Source organism: Gottfriedia acidiceleris (assembly GCF_002128425.1).
In the GTDB taxonomy this organism is placed as follows: Bacteria; Bacillota; Bacilli; order Bacillales; family Bacillaceae_G; genus Gottfriedia; species Gottfriedia acidiceleris.
The window spans coordinates 277,316-290,777 of the sequence record NZ_NESS01000001.1 but is presented as its reverse complement, the minus strand read 5'-3'; the positions used below and the strand labels follow the sequence as shown (position 1 = coordinate 290,777).

The 13,462-nt window shown below is 31.8% G+C and carries 16 protein-coding genes; 12 read left to right on the top strand and 4 right to left on the bottom strand.

What is annotated here, in order from left to right; all coding sequences use genetic code 11:
- Nucleotides 1-136: 136 nt before the first annotated feature.
- Nucleotides 137-1,654, bottom strand: coding sequence for an MDR family MFS transporter (locus B6K90_RS01515; RefSeq protein ID WP_088010775.1), 1,518 nt, complete (start codon nucleotides 1,652-1,654; stop codon nucleotides 137-139).
- Nucleotides 1,654-2,130, bottom strand: coding sequence for a MarR family winged helix-turn-helix transcriptional regulator (locus tag B6K90_RS01510; protein WP_088010774.1), 477 nt, complete (start codon nucleotides 2,128-2,130; stop codon nucleotides 1,654-1,656). Before B6K90_RS01510 ends, B6K90_RS01515 begins: the two co-directional genes overlap by 1 nt.
- A gap of 361 nt (nucleotides 2,131-2,491) precedes the next feature.
- Between B6K90_RS01510 and B6K90_RS01505 the strand changes: the two genes are divergently transcribed.
- Nucleotides 2,492-2,989 carry a GrpB family protein gene (locus tag B6K90_RS01505; protein ID WP_088010773.1) on the top strand — a complete coding sequence of 166 codons (498 nt, stop codon included), beginning with the start codon at nucleotides 2,492-2,494 and terminating at the stop codon, nucleotides 2,987-2,989.
- A gap of 25 nt (nucleotides 2,990-3,014) precedes the next feature.
- Here B6K90_RS01505 and B6K90_RS01500 read toward each other — a convergent pair whose 3' ends face one another.
- Nucleotides 3,015-3,926, bottom strand: coding sequence for an aldo/keto reductase (locus B6K90_RS01500; RefSeq protein ID WP_088010772.1), 912 nt, complete (start codon nucleotides 3,924-3,926; stop codon nucleotides 3,015-3,017).
- Between the two features lie 37 nt (nucleotides 3,927-3,963).
- Nucleotides 3,964-4,101: a Z-ring formation inhibitor MciZ gene (locus tag B6K90_RS24495; protein WP_407920486.1), complete on the bottom strand. Its 138-nt coding sequence runs from the start codon at nucleotides 4,099-4,101 to the stop codon at nucleotides 3,964-3,966.
- A 102-nt stretch (nucleotides 4,102-4,203) separates the two neighbouring features.
- Between B6K90_RS24495 and B6K90_RS01495 the strand changes: the two genes are divergently transcribed.
- From B6K90_RS01495 to B6K90_RS01445, 11 genes are all read left to right on the top strand, one after another.
- Nucleotides 4,204-4,749 carry an NUDIX domain-containing protein gene (locus tag B6K90_RS01495; RefSeq protein ID WP_088010771.1) on the top strand — a complete coding sequence of 182 codons (546 nt, stop codon included), beginning with the start codon at nucleotides 4,204-4,206 and terminating at the stop codon, nucleotides 4,747-4,749.
- Nucleotides 4,750-4,827: 78 nt separating this feature from the next.
- Entirely contained in the window at nucleotides 4,828-5,514 is a 687-nt protein-coding gene (locus B6K90_RS01490) for a DUF975 family protein (protein ID WP_088010770.1), read from the top strand.
- Nucleotides 5,515-5,682: 168 nt separating this feature from the next.
- The gene (locus B6K90_RS01485; RefSeq protein ID WP_167555245.1) at nucleotides 5,683-6,549 is read left to right on the top strand and encodes an alpha/beta fold hydrolase; all 867 of its coding nucleotides are present in this window, start codon (nucleotides 5,683-5,685) and stop codon (nucleotides 6,547-6,549) included.
- A gap of 139 nt (nucleotides 6,550-6,688) precedes the next feature.
- Complete coding sequence (spoIIM, locus tag B6K90_RS01480) at nucleotides 6,689-7,339, top strand: stage II sporulation protein M (RefSeq protein WP_088010768.1); 651 nt, start codon at nucleotides 6,689-6,691, stop codon at nucleotides 7,337-7,339.
- 67 nt (nucleotides 7,340-7,406) lie between these two features.
- Complete coding sequence (gene fur / locus B6K90_RS01475) at nucleotides 7,407-7,856, top strand: ferric iron uptake transcriptional regulator (RefSeq protein ID WP_088010767.1); 450 nt, start codon at nucleotides 7,407-7,409, stop codon at nucleotides 7,854-7,856.
- 213 nt (nucleotides 7,857-8,069) lie between these two features.
- Nucleotides 8,070-8,288, top strand: a complete 219-nt coding sequence (locus B6K90_RS01470) for a YqzK family protein (RefSeq protein ID WP_088010766.1) — start codon at nucleotides 8,070-8,072, stop codon at nucleotides 8,286-8,288.
- Between the two features lie 30 nt (nucleotides 8,289-8,318).
- Nucleotides 8,319-9,221 carry a site-specific tyrosine recombinase XerD gene (xerD, locus tag B6K90_RS01465; RefSeq protein WP_088011414.1) on the top strand — a complete coding sequence of 301 codons (903 nt, stop codon included), beginning with the start codon at nucleotides 8,319-8,321 and terminating at the stop codon, nucleotides 9,219-9,221.
- A 106-nt stretch (nucleotides 9,222-9,327) separates the two neighbouring features.
- On the top strand, nucleotides 9,328-10,074 hold the full coding sequence (gene map, locus B6K90_RS01460) for a type I methionyl aminopeptidase (protein ID WP_088010765.1): 747 nt from the start codon (nucleotides 9,328-9,330) through the stop codon (nucleotides 10,072-10,074).
- A 357-nt stretch (nucleotides 10,075-10,431) separates the two neighbouring features.
- Entirely contained in the window at nucleotides 10,432-11,130 is a 699-nt protein-coding gene (locus B6K90_RS01455; protein ID WP_088010764.1) for a TerC family protein, read from the top strand.
- Between the two features lie 286 nt (nucleotides 11,131-11,416).
- The gene (gene deoB, locus B6K90_RS01450) at nucleotides 11,417-12,598 is read left to right on the top strand and encodes a phosphopentomutase (protein WP_088010763.1); all 1,182 of its coding nucleotides are present in this window, start codon (nucleotides 11,417-11,419) and stop codon (nucleotides 12,596-12,598) included.
- Nucleotides 12,599-12,611: 13 nt separating this feature from the next.
- Nucleotides 12,612-13,430 (top strand): purine-nucleoside phosphorylase, encoded by an 819-nt coding sequence (locus B6K90_RS01445; RefSeq protein WP_088010762.1) that lies wholly within the window; start codon nucleotides 12,612-12,614, stop codon nucleotides 13,428-13,430.
- The last annotated feature ends 32 nt before the right edge of the window (nucleotides 13,431-13,462 follow it).

Here is a 13,462-nt window from a genome sequence, read left to right as displayed (position 1 = left end):
GAATAGATGACAAATTTAAAGTTCGAATGATTAAAATAATAAATAAAAGTAAATAAATGTTGAAAAATGTAAAAATAATTAGTTTTTTAAAGAAAAAAATAAGCCAAATCCAACTTAAATCGGATTTGGCTTATTTTTATTGCGCCTTTTTCGCTCTATTTTCTTTTACTTCAAAAGTTAACTTTTCTTTACCCATTAATATAATCGCGATAAATCCTAAAGTAATCGGAATTAGTGTCCATTTAAAAGTAGTTGCAACAGAATGTGCCATTGCTTCAGAGATTTTATGAAGTACTTCTGGTGGAATTTTAGCTCTTGCATCAGCGGATAATAATGCACGTGAGTCAATTTTTCCGCCAAATGCACCTAAATTACCTAGTAAATCACTTAATTTATCTTTAAAAACGTGGTTTTGAATTGTACCAAAAATCGTTACACCAATTGTCATACCTAATGTTCTAAAGAACGTATTTGTTGAAGTAGCGATACCTCGTTTTTGTGGTTCGATTTTATGTTGAGTTGCCATACTTAATAATGAGAAGGAACAACCCATTCCAAGACCAGCGATAATCATGTAAAACGTTACTGTTGACCTGGCTGTATTTGTATCTAATGTGCTTAATAAATACATTCCAATAAAGAATAAAACAACTGAAACTAACATAATACTTCGATAACTAAATCTACGTACTGATTGACCTGCAACTTGGCTACCTACAACTGAACCAAGCATCATTGGAATAAGAATGATACCAGAATTTGTAGCTGTACCACCATAAACTGATTGAACAAAAAGTGGGATTAATACAGTCGTAATAATAAAAGCAGAACCGTAGAAAAATGCAACACCTTGAGTTGCCGCAAATAGTTGCTTTTTAAATAAGCTAAATGAAATAATTGGCTCTTCGACTTTTCTTTCAATTAGAATAAATGCGATAAACAGTACTGCAAAGATTGCAAATAAGGAAATAATTTGACCAGAATTCCAATCATATTCATTTCCACCAAGTTCAAGCGCAAACATTAAACTGACAACTGAACCAACAAGTGTAATTGCACCAAACCAGTCAATCTTAAGCTTTCTAAGCTGCAGATTTTCTTTATAAAACTGAGAAATTAAATATAAGGAAATAATACCTAAAGGTAAGTTAATGTAGAAAATCCAACGCCAATCAATTTGATCAGTAATATATGCTCCTAAAAGTGGCCCAAATACACTAGAAAGACCAAAAACTGCACCAAATAAACCAGTCATTTTTCCACGTTTTTCAGGTGGGAAAATATCAAAAATAATTGTAAAGGCAATTGGCATTAGTGAACCTCCACCAATTCCTTGAATCGCACGATAAACACTTAATTGAACGATACTGTTTGCTGTTCCACATAATGCAGAACCAATTAAGAAAATTAAAAGTCCTAATAAATAAAATCGTTTACGTCCATACATATCTGATAACTTACCAAATATCGGCATACTCGCCATTGTAGCAACCAAATAGGCTGAGGTTACCCAAATAAATTGGTCTAAACCACCTAGTTCTCCAACAATTGTCGGCATTGAAGCTGAAACAATTGTGTTATCCATAGCCGCCATCAGCATTCCTAATAATAGACCTGCTACGACAAAGCCAACCTTGCTTTCTTTTGAAACCATCAAGTTTCCCCCTTAGTTAATTCTTTAGTCTCTTTTGGAATTAACTCATTAATATCATTCCAAAATTTAAATAATAATGTTAACTCTTTATCGTCATACTGGTTAAAAATATTAGAAAGAGAGTCAGATAATGGTTTAAAAAGCTCTGCTAATTCATCATCACGATCATACACTGGTTGAATAATTACTCGTCTACGATCATTTGGATCTTGAATTCGTTCAACGAGATTGACTTTTTCGAGTCGGTCAATCACACCTGTTATAGCACCTGTCGTTAGATGTGTTAATTGAGCTAACTTTCCAGCTGTAATAGGACCAGTGTGGCAAAGTAATTCTCGACATCGTAAATCAGTCGCATTTAAATGAAGGTTAGAGGCAAGCCCTTCATTAAATAGAACGATTGAAGTGCTAAATTTTCTAAATTCCATTATTAGAGACGGAATAAATTCACTTCGGACGATCGGGTTTTCTGACATTTCATTCTCTCCTTAATATATAGGCAGTACTAAAAAAGTTAACGTAACTAAATATCTTAGTAACTAAAATAATTATAATTCAAAGAAACCAATTAAAGAAGAAATTGTGAGTATTTTAACCAAAATTTAATTTAGTATTTAATAATGATTTTTGAACATTTTTAGTGTGAATAGGGTAAATGGGATTAGGGGGTATAATTTGGATTAGTTTGAATTTAGGGATTAGGAAATAGGAGAAATGTCATGAGAGAAAAAGTCTATTTTCAAACTCTATTACCCCAAATATCTTTTTCAATAATTAAGTGTCCTTTAACGAATGCTATAAAAAGGAAGTTAATGAAAAAAAGTGTAGGTGTTCACAATGGAAAAGAATATTAAAATTGTACCTTATCGTACTTCCTGGGAAGAGGATTTTCAGTCAGAAAAAAAGGCAATTGATCTATTATTACCAGAGAAAGCAGCGATTTACCATATAGGGAGTACTTCAATTCCGAATATGTTTGCGATGCCAATTATTGATTTAATGATTGTAGTAGAATGTTTAAAAAAGTTTGATGAATATAGTGATGTACTAAAAACGTTAGGTTACGAACAAATGGGGGATCAATCTAAGCAAGACAGAAGATTTTTTGTAAAATGTGATGATTATTGTAGTTTTCATATTCAAGTATATGCAAAAGGAAATGCTGCGGTTGAACGAAATATTGTATTTAGGGAATATATGATCGCGCATACTGATCAAGCAATGGAATATATAAAATTAAAAAAAGAACTTGCTAAAAACAAATCAGAATATAAAAGAGGTCGAAAAGAATTTTTAGATGAAATTGATAGAAAAGCAAGTAAATGGAAGAAATAAGACTCCTTCCAAAGGAAGGAGTGGCTTAACGATGTTCCTCATAATTCGTAAGATGTGAAATTTCTTTTATTTGGGCAATTTGTTGTGAATTTAATGGTTTTGCAAAATAAGCGTTAATATTCTCTAATAATTGTTCCTTATTTCTAGCTCCAACCGCTAATGATGAAACTACTTTATGAGAAAGAACATATTGTAAAGCTAAACTATGTAAAGATTGTTCTTCATCAAGAAGCCTGCTAAGTTTGTGAATTGTTTCGTTACATTCATGTTCTGAATATGACATATAACCCTTATTAGATAATTTTTTTTCCCATTTGCTTGTTAATAGTCCTTTTGCTACGGAACCACGTGCAATGACAGAAATATTATTTTTTTCGAAAAGCGGAAAGAATTCTTCAGGTCTACGCTCTAGAACATTATATTGCATCATAACACCTTGTATAGATGAATCATTTACAAATCGATTAATAACATTCGGACGAATTGAAGAGATTCCATAATGGCGAATTAAGCCTTCTTTTACTAGTTCATCAAAAGTACAAACAGTTTCTTCGTATTGATCCTCGATTGTTCCACCGTGAAGTTGGTAATAATCAATATAGTCTGTTTTTAATCTACGTAAACTGTCTTTCACAGCTTCTTTAATATATGCTCTTGATGGATCCCAATACCATTTATTATCGTTTGAGTTATTCCAACGGTTTCCGACCTTCGTTGCAATAATCACTTGATCTCTACGACCTTTTAAAGCTTTTCCAACGATTTCTTCATTTTTACCGAAATCATATAAATCAGCAGTATCAAAGTAATTAATTCCAGCATCGATTGCAGCATGAATTGTTGAAATCGCCTCATTCTCTTCAGTCCCAAGAGACATACAACCTAAACCAATTTCGGATATTTCTAATAAAGTAGAACCAATCTTACGTTTTTTCATATAAATCCCTCCAAATTTAATTGTAGGGAAAACAGAATTATTTTACAACATAGAGAAACTTGCCATTAGAGTTTTGAATCCATTCTTGGACGGTTTTATATTGCATACTAATAACTTCAAGGCTTTTTAAAATTTCTGTTTTGGAGCCTACAAGGACAACAGAGTTTTCCGTCATACACATTTTCATCAGACTACCTCATTTCAGAAAGTATTTTAATGAAATAAATGATAAAATGTATGTGACAACCATATTAATTAGAACAAGGTGATGAAAAAAATGAAAAAATTTGAAGAAAAAACACTAGCAGAAGAAAAAATATTCGCAGGAAGAGTTATATCTCTTTATCATCAACAGGTAGAATTACCGAATGGAAATACAAGTACACGTGAAATCGTAAAGCATCCCGGCGCAGTAGCAGTTATTCCAATTACAAACGAAGGCAAGATCGTATTTGTCGAGCAGTATCGAAAAGCACTAGAAAGAAGTCTTTTAGAAATTCCAGCTGGAAAATTAGAAAAAGGCGAAGAGCCACTTGTAACGGCTAAACGAGAGCTAGAAGAAGAGACTGGATATGAAGCAGCTGAGTGGGAACACATACAATCTTTTTATACCTCACCAGGATTTGCAGACGAGTATATACATATATATGTAGCAAAAGGTTTGAAGAAATTAGAAAATAGTGCGGCTTTAGACGAAGATGAATTTGTCGAAATTTTTGAGCTAACATTAGATGAGTGTCTAGAAGAGCTAAAAAAAGGTTCAATCCATGATGCGAAAACATGTTTTGCAGTCCAATATTTACAATTATTACAACAAAATTAAAATAAAATTAAAAATAATTCTCAAAATATGGTAATAAACATGTTAAAATAAAGTGACTTTTTTTGAGAGGATGAGTAGATGAGAATTTCATCAATAAAAAAAACAGCTAAAAATCGTTTATCTGGTAATTGGGGAAAAGCGATTTTAACGCTAGTAATTTTTGGGGTAATACAAGGACTTATTTATATGTTACTTAATGGGTCAGTCAATCATCATTATACAGGAAGTATATTTTTAGATTTGGATCAACAAGATTTAATCCCTGGTGGAATCCAAACAGTAATCGAAATTATTAATGCAATTTTAAATACTTTACTGGCATATGGTTTAATTGTTTACTTTTTAAAGTTGATTCGTGATGAGGAAAAAAGCATATCGGACTTATTTTACTATTTTAAAAGTGGACATCAATTTATAAGAGCAATAATAGTTGGATTTTTAGTAACTTTATTTACAGTACTATGGACGCTTTTACTAATAGTTCCTGGAATTATTAAAGGGATCTCTTATTCACAAGTTGGATATATTTTAAAAGATTATCCAGAAATGAATGCCCTAGATGCGATTACATTAAGTAGAAGAATGATGGATGGATATAAATGGAAATTCTTTTTATTAGGACTTTCATTCATCGGTTGGGGTCTATTAGTTATCATTACTTTTGGTCTTGCTTTGTTTTATGTAGCTCCTTACTTTTATGCTTCTCAGGCTCAATTTTATGAAGAAGTAAAAGAAGCTTACGAAGGAAAAAAAGAAACAATTTAAAATCTATAACGATTAAAGACGTTAATTTTTTTAACGTCTTTTTTTTGACGTTCTTAATGTATTTATCGAAAAACAGCATTTTTATTAAGCATAAATTAAAGATAAAATAGAAATTAGGAAAAATGAATAAAATAAGACAACTAATCAAAGACGATGAAGGTGAGAATATTGTTTGTTTCTGGTGAACTTGGCACATATCACGTTCGAGTAAAAGGAGAGGGCAAAGTTACAGTTCTTTTAGAATGTGGAATGATGCATACTCTTCATCAATGGAAGTATTTACAAGAAGAATTGAGTAAATATGCAAAAGTTATAACATACGATCGCTTAGGTTATGGAAAAAGTGGAATATGGACGTCAGAACGGTCAACAGAGCAACAAGCTTTTGAATGCTACGATGTTTTATTAGCATTAAAAGTTAAAAATCCATTAATTGCTGTAGGACATTCTCTAGGGGCATATATTGTATTCCAATTATCTCGGCTTTTTCCGAATGCTATTCAATCAATGATTTTACTCGATCCTACACATCCGACATTAGAGGATCATGAGCAGAAATTATATGATAAATTACTATATCAATTTGCGTTAATGATGAAGAGAGCGAATCAATTTAATCTTACTAAGGCAATTCCAAATAAACTAATTAATAAAATAATAAAAACTGCTCCAGATAATCAGTTCGAAATTATTAGCTCCATTAAGAGCTATATGCATTGGAAGACTGTTGTCAGTGAATGGAAAAATTTAAATTATAGTAACTTACGGATAGAGGACTCATTGAAAATAAAAATGAATATTCCTTTACTTGTATTAACAGCCTCTAATCAAAGTGGCTTACAGCTTAACCTGAAGAAAAAAAAGGAATTACTACATAAAGTTGAAAAATATCATAATGAATATTGTAAAACAACGAATCAAGGTAACCGTCAAACATTAGAAGGCTACACACATTCAACTATTTATGGAAATAATGAAGAAACTGCAAAATCGATCGGTCAAATCATAAAAAAACAAATTGAATTATTAAATTAAAACAAAGCTGTTTAAGTCCGTGTCAGACTTTAACAGCTTTTTTATATTTTAGTTAATTTTTCAACTTTTATAAATTAATAGAATAAATTAATTGTCCATTCATAAAATGAAGAGAGAATATAGTCCAGGAGATGATATCATGACAAGAAGCTCAGTCAAATCAACGATGAAAAAACATGTTAAAGATTATTTGTCACTCTATATTTTTGTTAGTGTGATCTTACTTTTTGGTGTAGTATTTGGAGCAGTCATCGTAAATAGTATGAATGTGAGTCAAAAGCAGGATATTCTATCCTTTATTACACATTTTTTTGGACAAGTTAATAATGGGGATTATATTAGCGGAAATGAAGTGTTTCTTTCTAGCTATTCTACTCATTTGAAGTTTTTAGCATTGATTTGGATTTTAGGTATTTCAATCATCGGATTACCAATCATTCTTATTTTATTATTTATGAAAGGGTTGGTAGTTGGATTTACAGTTGGATTTTTAGTCAATCAATTAGGTTGGCATGGTATTTTATTAGCATTTTCTTCTGTTTTTCCACAAAATGTTATCGTATTACCATTATATATACTATTAACAGTTTTAGCAGTTCAGCTTTCTATTCGAATGCTTCGTAAACAGTTTATTAAAAATGATAATGAACCAATTATGAAACAGTTAGTCTCGTATTCTATTGTTTTTGGACTTGTTGCTGTTTGCTTAAGTATTGCAAGTATTATTGAGGCATATGGTTCAACTTATTTTTTAAAAGCCATCTCAGAAATAATTGTTTCAAAAAATTAACAAATAATTTTTGACACTTTCTCTTTCTTTGTTATAATTATTATCAAGTGGCGAGGGAGTGAAAAGAATGGAAGAACGAGTTGAACGAATAAAGAAACAACTACATTTAGCAGGATACAAATTAACACCACAACGGGAATCCACTGTTCGTGTTTTATTAGAAAACGAAGAAGATCACCTAAGTGCAGAAGATGTTTACCTCCTAGTGAAAGAAAAATCGCCAGAAATTGGACTTGCTACTGTTTATCGTACGTTAGAATTACTAACTGAGTTAACAATTGTTGATAAAATAAATTTTGGTGATGGCGTTTCAAGATACGACTTAAGACATGAAGGTGCACAACATTTTCACCATCATTTAATATGCACGATTTGCGGAGCAGTAGATGAAATTCATGAAAATCTATTAAGTGAAGTTGAAAAGACAGTTGAAGAACGTTGGAATTTTAAAATTAAAGATCATCGATTATCATTTCATGGTGTATGTCATCGTTGCCATGATCAAAACGAAGAGTAGTAAAATGATTTTAATTTAATTAAAATCATTTTATTTTTGATTCTTAAAAAGACGGAGCAGTTCAATAAAAAGAGTCTGCTCTTTTTCATGTTCTAAAAAATAGACTGGTAATGATTAATGTTGATTTTTACTATTTATTGAAGTATGATTTGTCCTATTTTTGCATAGTATGTAGTAATGATGTCTTTACTTCTAGCAAAAGGTGGTGGTCATATGAAAAAAAGAGCAAGTATTGTTTTTAATGTAATAAAAGTTGCAATCTTATTCATTACATGTACAATTTTATTTTATTTTGCTATTCAATGGATTCATTCTGAATATGAAAATATGCATCGATATGACCGACCAGAAGGCTCAATGTTAAAGGTGGACAATCATCAAAAGGATGGTGCTTTTAACCAATTGGTACGGTTTTATCAAAACGGGGAGTAATGAAATGTGACAACGACTGATAAAACACCTATTAAAAAAGAATTTGATTTTGCAGCTGAGGATTTTATCCATTTTATCCAAGTTGAAAAAGGTTTATCTAAAAATACAATTCTATCATATGGTAAGGATTTAGAAAGCTACGGAAAATATTTGGACGTTGTTGAAAATATAAATGGTCTTTCAAATATAACTAGGTTACATATTGTTAGTTATTTAAAATATTTAAAAGAACGAGATTTAACGGCTCGAACAATGGCTCGTCAATTAGCAACAATTCGCTCATTTCATCAATTTTTAATTCGTGAGGTGGATGGGATGAAAGACGATCCTTCACTATTAATAGAAATTCCAAAAGCGCCAAAAGCACTTCCAAAGGTTTTATCACTACAGGAAGTAGAGGCTTTATTAGAAGTACCTGATCATTCTACATTTGGTTTAAGGGATAAGGCAATGTTAGAATTGTTATATGCTACTGGCATGCGAGTGTCCGAGTTATTATCATTAAATCTATCCGACATTAATTTAACAATGGGATTTGTACGTTGTTTAGGTAAAGGAAGTAAGGAAAGAATTATTCCTTTAGGTAAACTTGCGATTGAATCAATTGAAAATTATTTAAAATTAGCAAGAAAAGAATTAATCGGTAAAAAAAATAATGATGCATTTTTCCTAAATCATCATGGAAATAGAATGTCAAGACAAGGATTTTGGAAAAACTTAAAAAAACAAGCTGAAAAAGCAAATATTCAACATGAATTAACTCCACATACATTGCGTCATTCATTTGCAACGCATTTATTAGAAAATGGCGCTGATTTAAGATCAGTTCAAGAAATGCTAGGACATGCAGATATTTCTACAACTCAAATTTATACACATGTTACAAAAAATAGACTTAAGGATGTTTATAAGGAGTTTCACCCAAGAGCTTAAATTAAGCTCTTTTTTCTTGGAAAATGATTGTTATATTGTGAAAAGCATAATATATTAAATTAATCATGTACTTACTGAATTAAGCCGATTTGAAAGGATGAAATAAATGATTACGATTAAGACTGAACGTGAAATTAACTTAATGAATGAAGCAGGCAAATTATTAGCTGCTACACATAAGGAAATTGCAAAAATGATTAAACCAGGGATTACGAGTTGGGAAATCGATCAATTTGTAGAAAAGTTTTTAGCTGAAAATGGAGCGAAACCTGAGCAAAAAGGTTACCGAGGATATAAATATGCAACTTGCGCATCAATTAATGACGAGATTTGCCACGGATTTCCTCGTAAAAAACCATTAAAAGATGGAGATATTGTAACGATTGATATGGTAGTAAATTTAAATGGCGCGCTTGCTGATTCAGCATGGACATACGGTGTTGGAAATATTTCTAAAGAAAACAAAGACTTATTAAAAGTTACTGAAGAATGCTTATATAAAGGTATAGAGCAGGCTGTAGTAGGAAATCGTATTGGTGATATTGGCTTTGCGATTCAATCTTATGCAGAATCATTAGGTTATTCTGTAGTGCGTGATTTTACAGGACATGGCATAGGACCAACTCTTCATGAAGAACCATATATTCCTCATTTCGGCATGGCAGGTAAAGGCTTAAGACTGCGTGAAGGGATGGTCATTACGATTGAACCGATGATTAATTTAGGATCATGGCATTCAACAATGGATTCAAATAGCTGGACAGCAAGAACAAGAGATGGAAAAAATTCAGCACAATATGAACATACTTTAGCGATAACAAGTAATGGACCTAAAATTTTGACAAAGCAATAAGTTAATTATTTACATTGATAAAGTAATCATAAAAATTTATAATTAGACCATAAAAAAAATAAAACTAATAATTAAAAACGAATTAAAAATCTATTGACATAATGGACTAGCTAGAATACTATTATATTATTAATAAACAATCGAATACTCCAAAGGGGAGTAGCGTCAGGAGAGATCCTGAAACAAAGTCGTCATTACATGAGAAGAAATTCTCATCGGCTTTGTTGGCATACTTTATGTATGCTCAGCAAGACCTTTGCCGTAGAACTACAACTATTGGCAAAGGTCTTTTTATTTTGTAGTCACAAAGTACAGGTTGTTTAATTAAAAATAGTAGTTTCATAAGGGGGAAGAGTCATGGATTTATTTGACGGATTAAGTATTGGCGTACTATTGAATGTAATTTTTATCGACCTGTTATTAAGTGGTGACAATGCTATTTTAATCGCATTAGCAGCGAAAAACTTACCAGCAGACCAAAAGAAAAAAGCAGTATTATTTGGTACATTAGGGGCAATTGGACTACGCGTATTATTTGCAGCAGTAATCGTGTATTTATTAAAAATTCCTTTTATTTATGCAGTCGGTGGTTTAATGTTATTATGGATTGCTTTTAAATTATTAGTCGATGACTCTGGACACGGCGAAGTTAAAAGTGGTGCAACATTATGGGGAGCAGTTAGAACGATCATCATTGCTGATGCGTTAATGAGTCTTGATAATGTTTTAGCATTAGCTGGTGTATCACATGGTAGCATAGTTGCAATCGTAATTGGTATTTTAATTTCAATTCCAATTATTGTTGGTGGAAGCTCTTTATTAATGAAAATTATGAACAAATACCCAATTATTACAACAATTGGTTCAGCTATTTTAGCTTGGACTGCAGCTGGTATGATTACTCATGAAAAGATGATTAAGGATGTTTTTGAAAATAATACAATTGCTTTAGCGTTCAAAATTGTCATGACTGCAATCGTAATTGTAGCTGGTACAATAGTTGCTAAAAGAGCACAAAAACAGCAAGTTGCAAATTCAGAAAATCAAACAGCTTAATACACTAAAAGGCCCAGCTAATAAAGCTTGGGCTTTTTATTTTTCTATACAGTATGCAAGAGAGGGTTTTAGCATATCATTTTTATTAGCGACTAGAAAAAAGAATATAATTATGAATTATTTTTTGTCAAATTAGCAGTATTCTGGGGAATTATAGTATCAATAGACACAAATTGGAAAATATAATTCTTGAAAAGAATTAGGACAATAAGTATACTTTAGTTGTCAGACATCTGACGCTATCATTTAGGTTTCAATTTGTTTCGATGAGTTAGGAGGAAAACAAATGAATAGAAAATTTAATAGAGTGTTCCTCGTTGTTATGGATTCTGTAGGGATTGGGGAAGCTCCTGATGCAGAAAAATTTAATGATGTTGGTTCAGATACACTTGGCCATATTGCAGAAGAAATGAATGGATTACATATGCCGAACATGGCAAAACTAGGATTAAGTAATATAAGAGAATTGAAAGGGGTTCCAAAGGCCGATAAGCCACTTGCTTATTATACAAAAATGGAAGAGTCATCAGTTGGAAAAGACACAATGACTGGACATTGGGAAATCATGGGTCTTCACATTGATAAGCCATTTAAAGTTTTTGCAGATGGATTTCCTAAAGAATTAATAAGCCAATTAGAAACTCATTTTGACCGTAAAATAATTGGTAATAAACCTGCTTCTGGAACGGAGATTTTAGTAGAACTTGGTGAACAGCATATGAAAACAGGCGATTTAATCGTTTATACGTCTGCTGATTCTGTTTTACAAATTGCAGCTCATGAAGAAGTTGTTCCTTTAGAGGATTTGTATCGTTATTGTGAAATTGCACGTAAATTAACATTAGATGATCCATACATGATCGGTCGTGTTATCGCGAGACCATTTGTAGGTGAGCCTGGAAACTTTAAACGTACACCAAATCGTCATGACTATGCATTAAAACCATTTGGACGTACAGTTATGAATGAGTTAAAAGATGCGAATTTTGATGTGATTTCAATTGGTAAAATTGCTGATATCTTCGATGGTGAAGGAATTACGAAAGCATTACGTACTGTTTCAAATATGGATGGTATGGATAAATTAGTTGAAACATTAAAAATGGACTTCACTGGTTTAAGCTTCTTAAATTTAGTTGATTTCGATGCTGTATACGGTCATAGAAGAGATCCACTAGGTTACGGTAAAGCATTAGAAGAATACGATGCAAGATTACCTGAAGTATTTGAATTATTAAAAGAAGATGATTTATTGATGATTACTGCTGATCATGGAAATGATCCAACCTATACTGGTACAGATCATACAAGAGAATATGTTCCGTTATTAGTTTATAGTAAACAGTTTTCAGAAGGTAAAGAATTAGAAATACCAAAAACTTTTGCTGATATTGGAGCAACCATTGCAGAAAACTTTAAAGTTGCAATGCCATCACATGGATCAAGTTTTTTTGAAAAATTGAGATAAGGTGGAGTTACATATGAATAAAGAAAATATCGATAAAGCCGCAGATTTTATTAAAAGTAAAGTTGACAGACAGCCTAAAATTGGATTGATATTAGGATCAGGTTTAGGAGTTCTTGTAGATGAAATAGAAAACCAAGAAAAAATACCGTATCATACGATTCCTGAATACCCAACATCAACAGTAGAAGGGCATGAAGGACAACTAGTTTTTGGAACGATACACGGTATTGAAGTAGTAGCAATGCAAGGAAGAGTTCACTACTACGAAGGCTATAGCATGGAAAAAGTAACATTCCCTGTACGCATCATGAAAGAACTAGGTGTTGAAAAATTAATCGTAACAAATGCTGCAGGTGGAGTTAATACTTCATTCGAACCTGGAGATTTGATGTTAATTACAGACCATATTAATTTTACTGGAACTAGTCCACTAATTGGACCTAATAATCCAGAGCTAGGTGTTCGTTTTGTAGATATGTCTTATCCGTATGACCGTGAATTAAGAGATCTTGCAAAAAAAGCTGCAAGTGAAGTTGCTGTAAAACTTCAAGAAGGTGTTTACGCTGCATTAACAGGACCATCTTATGAAACACCAGCGGAAATTCGCATGTTTAGAACATTAGGTGCTGATGCTGTAGGGATGTCAACTGTATCAGAAGTAATCGTTGCACGCCATGCTGAATTAAGAGTACTTGGTATTTCATGTATTTCTAACATGGCAGCTGGAATTTTAGATCAACCTTTAAACCATGAAGAAGTTATTGAAACAACACAAAAAGTAAGAGCTTCATTTTTATCATTAGTAAAAGAGATTATTCGTAAAATCGGTTAATAATGTTAACGAAATATAAAAGGACTTCTACA

Excerpts from the sequence above, each read along its gene's own strand:
- B6K90_RS01515 (WP_088010775.1), bottom strand. The coding sequence starts at position 1,654 with ATGGTTTCAAAAGAAAGCAAGGTTGGCTTTGTCGTAGCAGGTCTATTA.
- B6K90_RS01510 (WP_088010774.1), bottom strand. The coding sequence starts at position 2,130 with ATGTCAGAAAACCCGATCGTCCGAAGTGAATTTATTCCGTCTCTAATA.
- B6K90_RS01505 (WP_088010773.1), top strand. The coding sequence starts at position 2,492 with ATGGAAAAGAATATTAAAATTGTACCTTATCGTACTTCCTGGGAAGAG.
- B6K90_RS01500 (WP_088010772.1), bottom strand. The coding sequence starts at position 3,926 with ATGAAAAAACGTAAGATTGGTTCTACTTTATTAGAAATATCCGAAATT.
- B6K90_RS24495 (WP_407920486.1), bottom strand. The coding sequence starts at position 4,101 with ATGACGGAAAACTCTGTTGTCCTTGTAGGCTCCAAAACAGAAATTTTA.
- B6K90_RS01495 (WP_088010771.1), top strand. The coding sequence starts at position 4,204 with ATGAAAAAATTTGAAGAAAAAACACTAGCAGAAGAAAAAATATTCGCA.
- B6K90_RS01490 (WP_088010770.1), top strand. The coding sequence starts at position 4,828 with ATGAGAATTTCATCAATAAAAAAAACAGCTAAAAATCGTTTATCTGGT.
- spoIIM (WP_088010768.1), top strand. The coding sequence starts at position 6,689 with ATGACAAGAAGCTCAGTCAAATCAACGATGAAAAAACATGTTAAAGAT.
- fur (WP_088010767.1), top strand. The coding sequence starts at position 7,407 with ATGGAAGAACGAGTTGAACGAATAAAGAAACAACTACATTTAGCAGGA.
- B6K90_RS01470 (WP_088010766.1), top strand. The coding sequence starts at position 8,070 with ATGAAAAAAAGAGCAAGTATTGTTTTTAATGTAATAAAAGTTGCAATC.
- map (WP_088010765.1), top strand. The coding sequence starts at position 9,328 with ATGATTACGATTAAGACTGAACGTGAAATTAACTTAATGAATGAAGCA.
- B6K90_RS01455 (WP_088010764.1), top strand. The coding sequence starts at position 10,432 with ATGGATTTATTTGACGGATTAAGTATTGGCGTACTATTGAATGTAATT.
- deoB (WP_088010763.1), top strand. The coding sequence starts at position 11,417 with ATGAATAGAAAATTTAATAGAGTGTTCCTCGTTGTTATGGATTCTGTA.
- B6K90_RS01445 (WP_088010762.1), top strand. The coding sequence starts at position 12,612 with ATGAATAAAGAAAATATCGATAAAGCCGCAGATTTTATTAAAAGTAAA.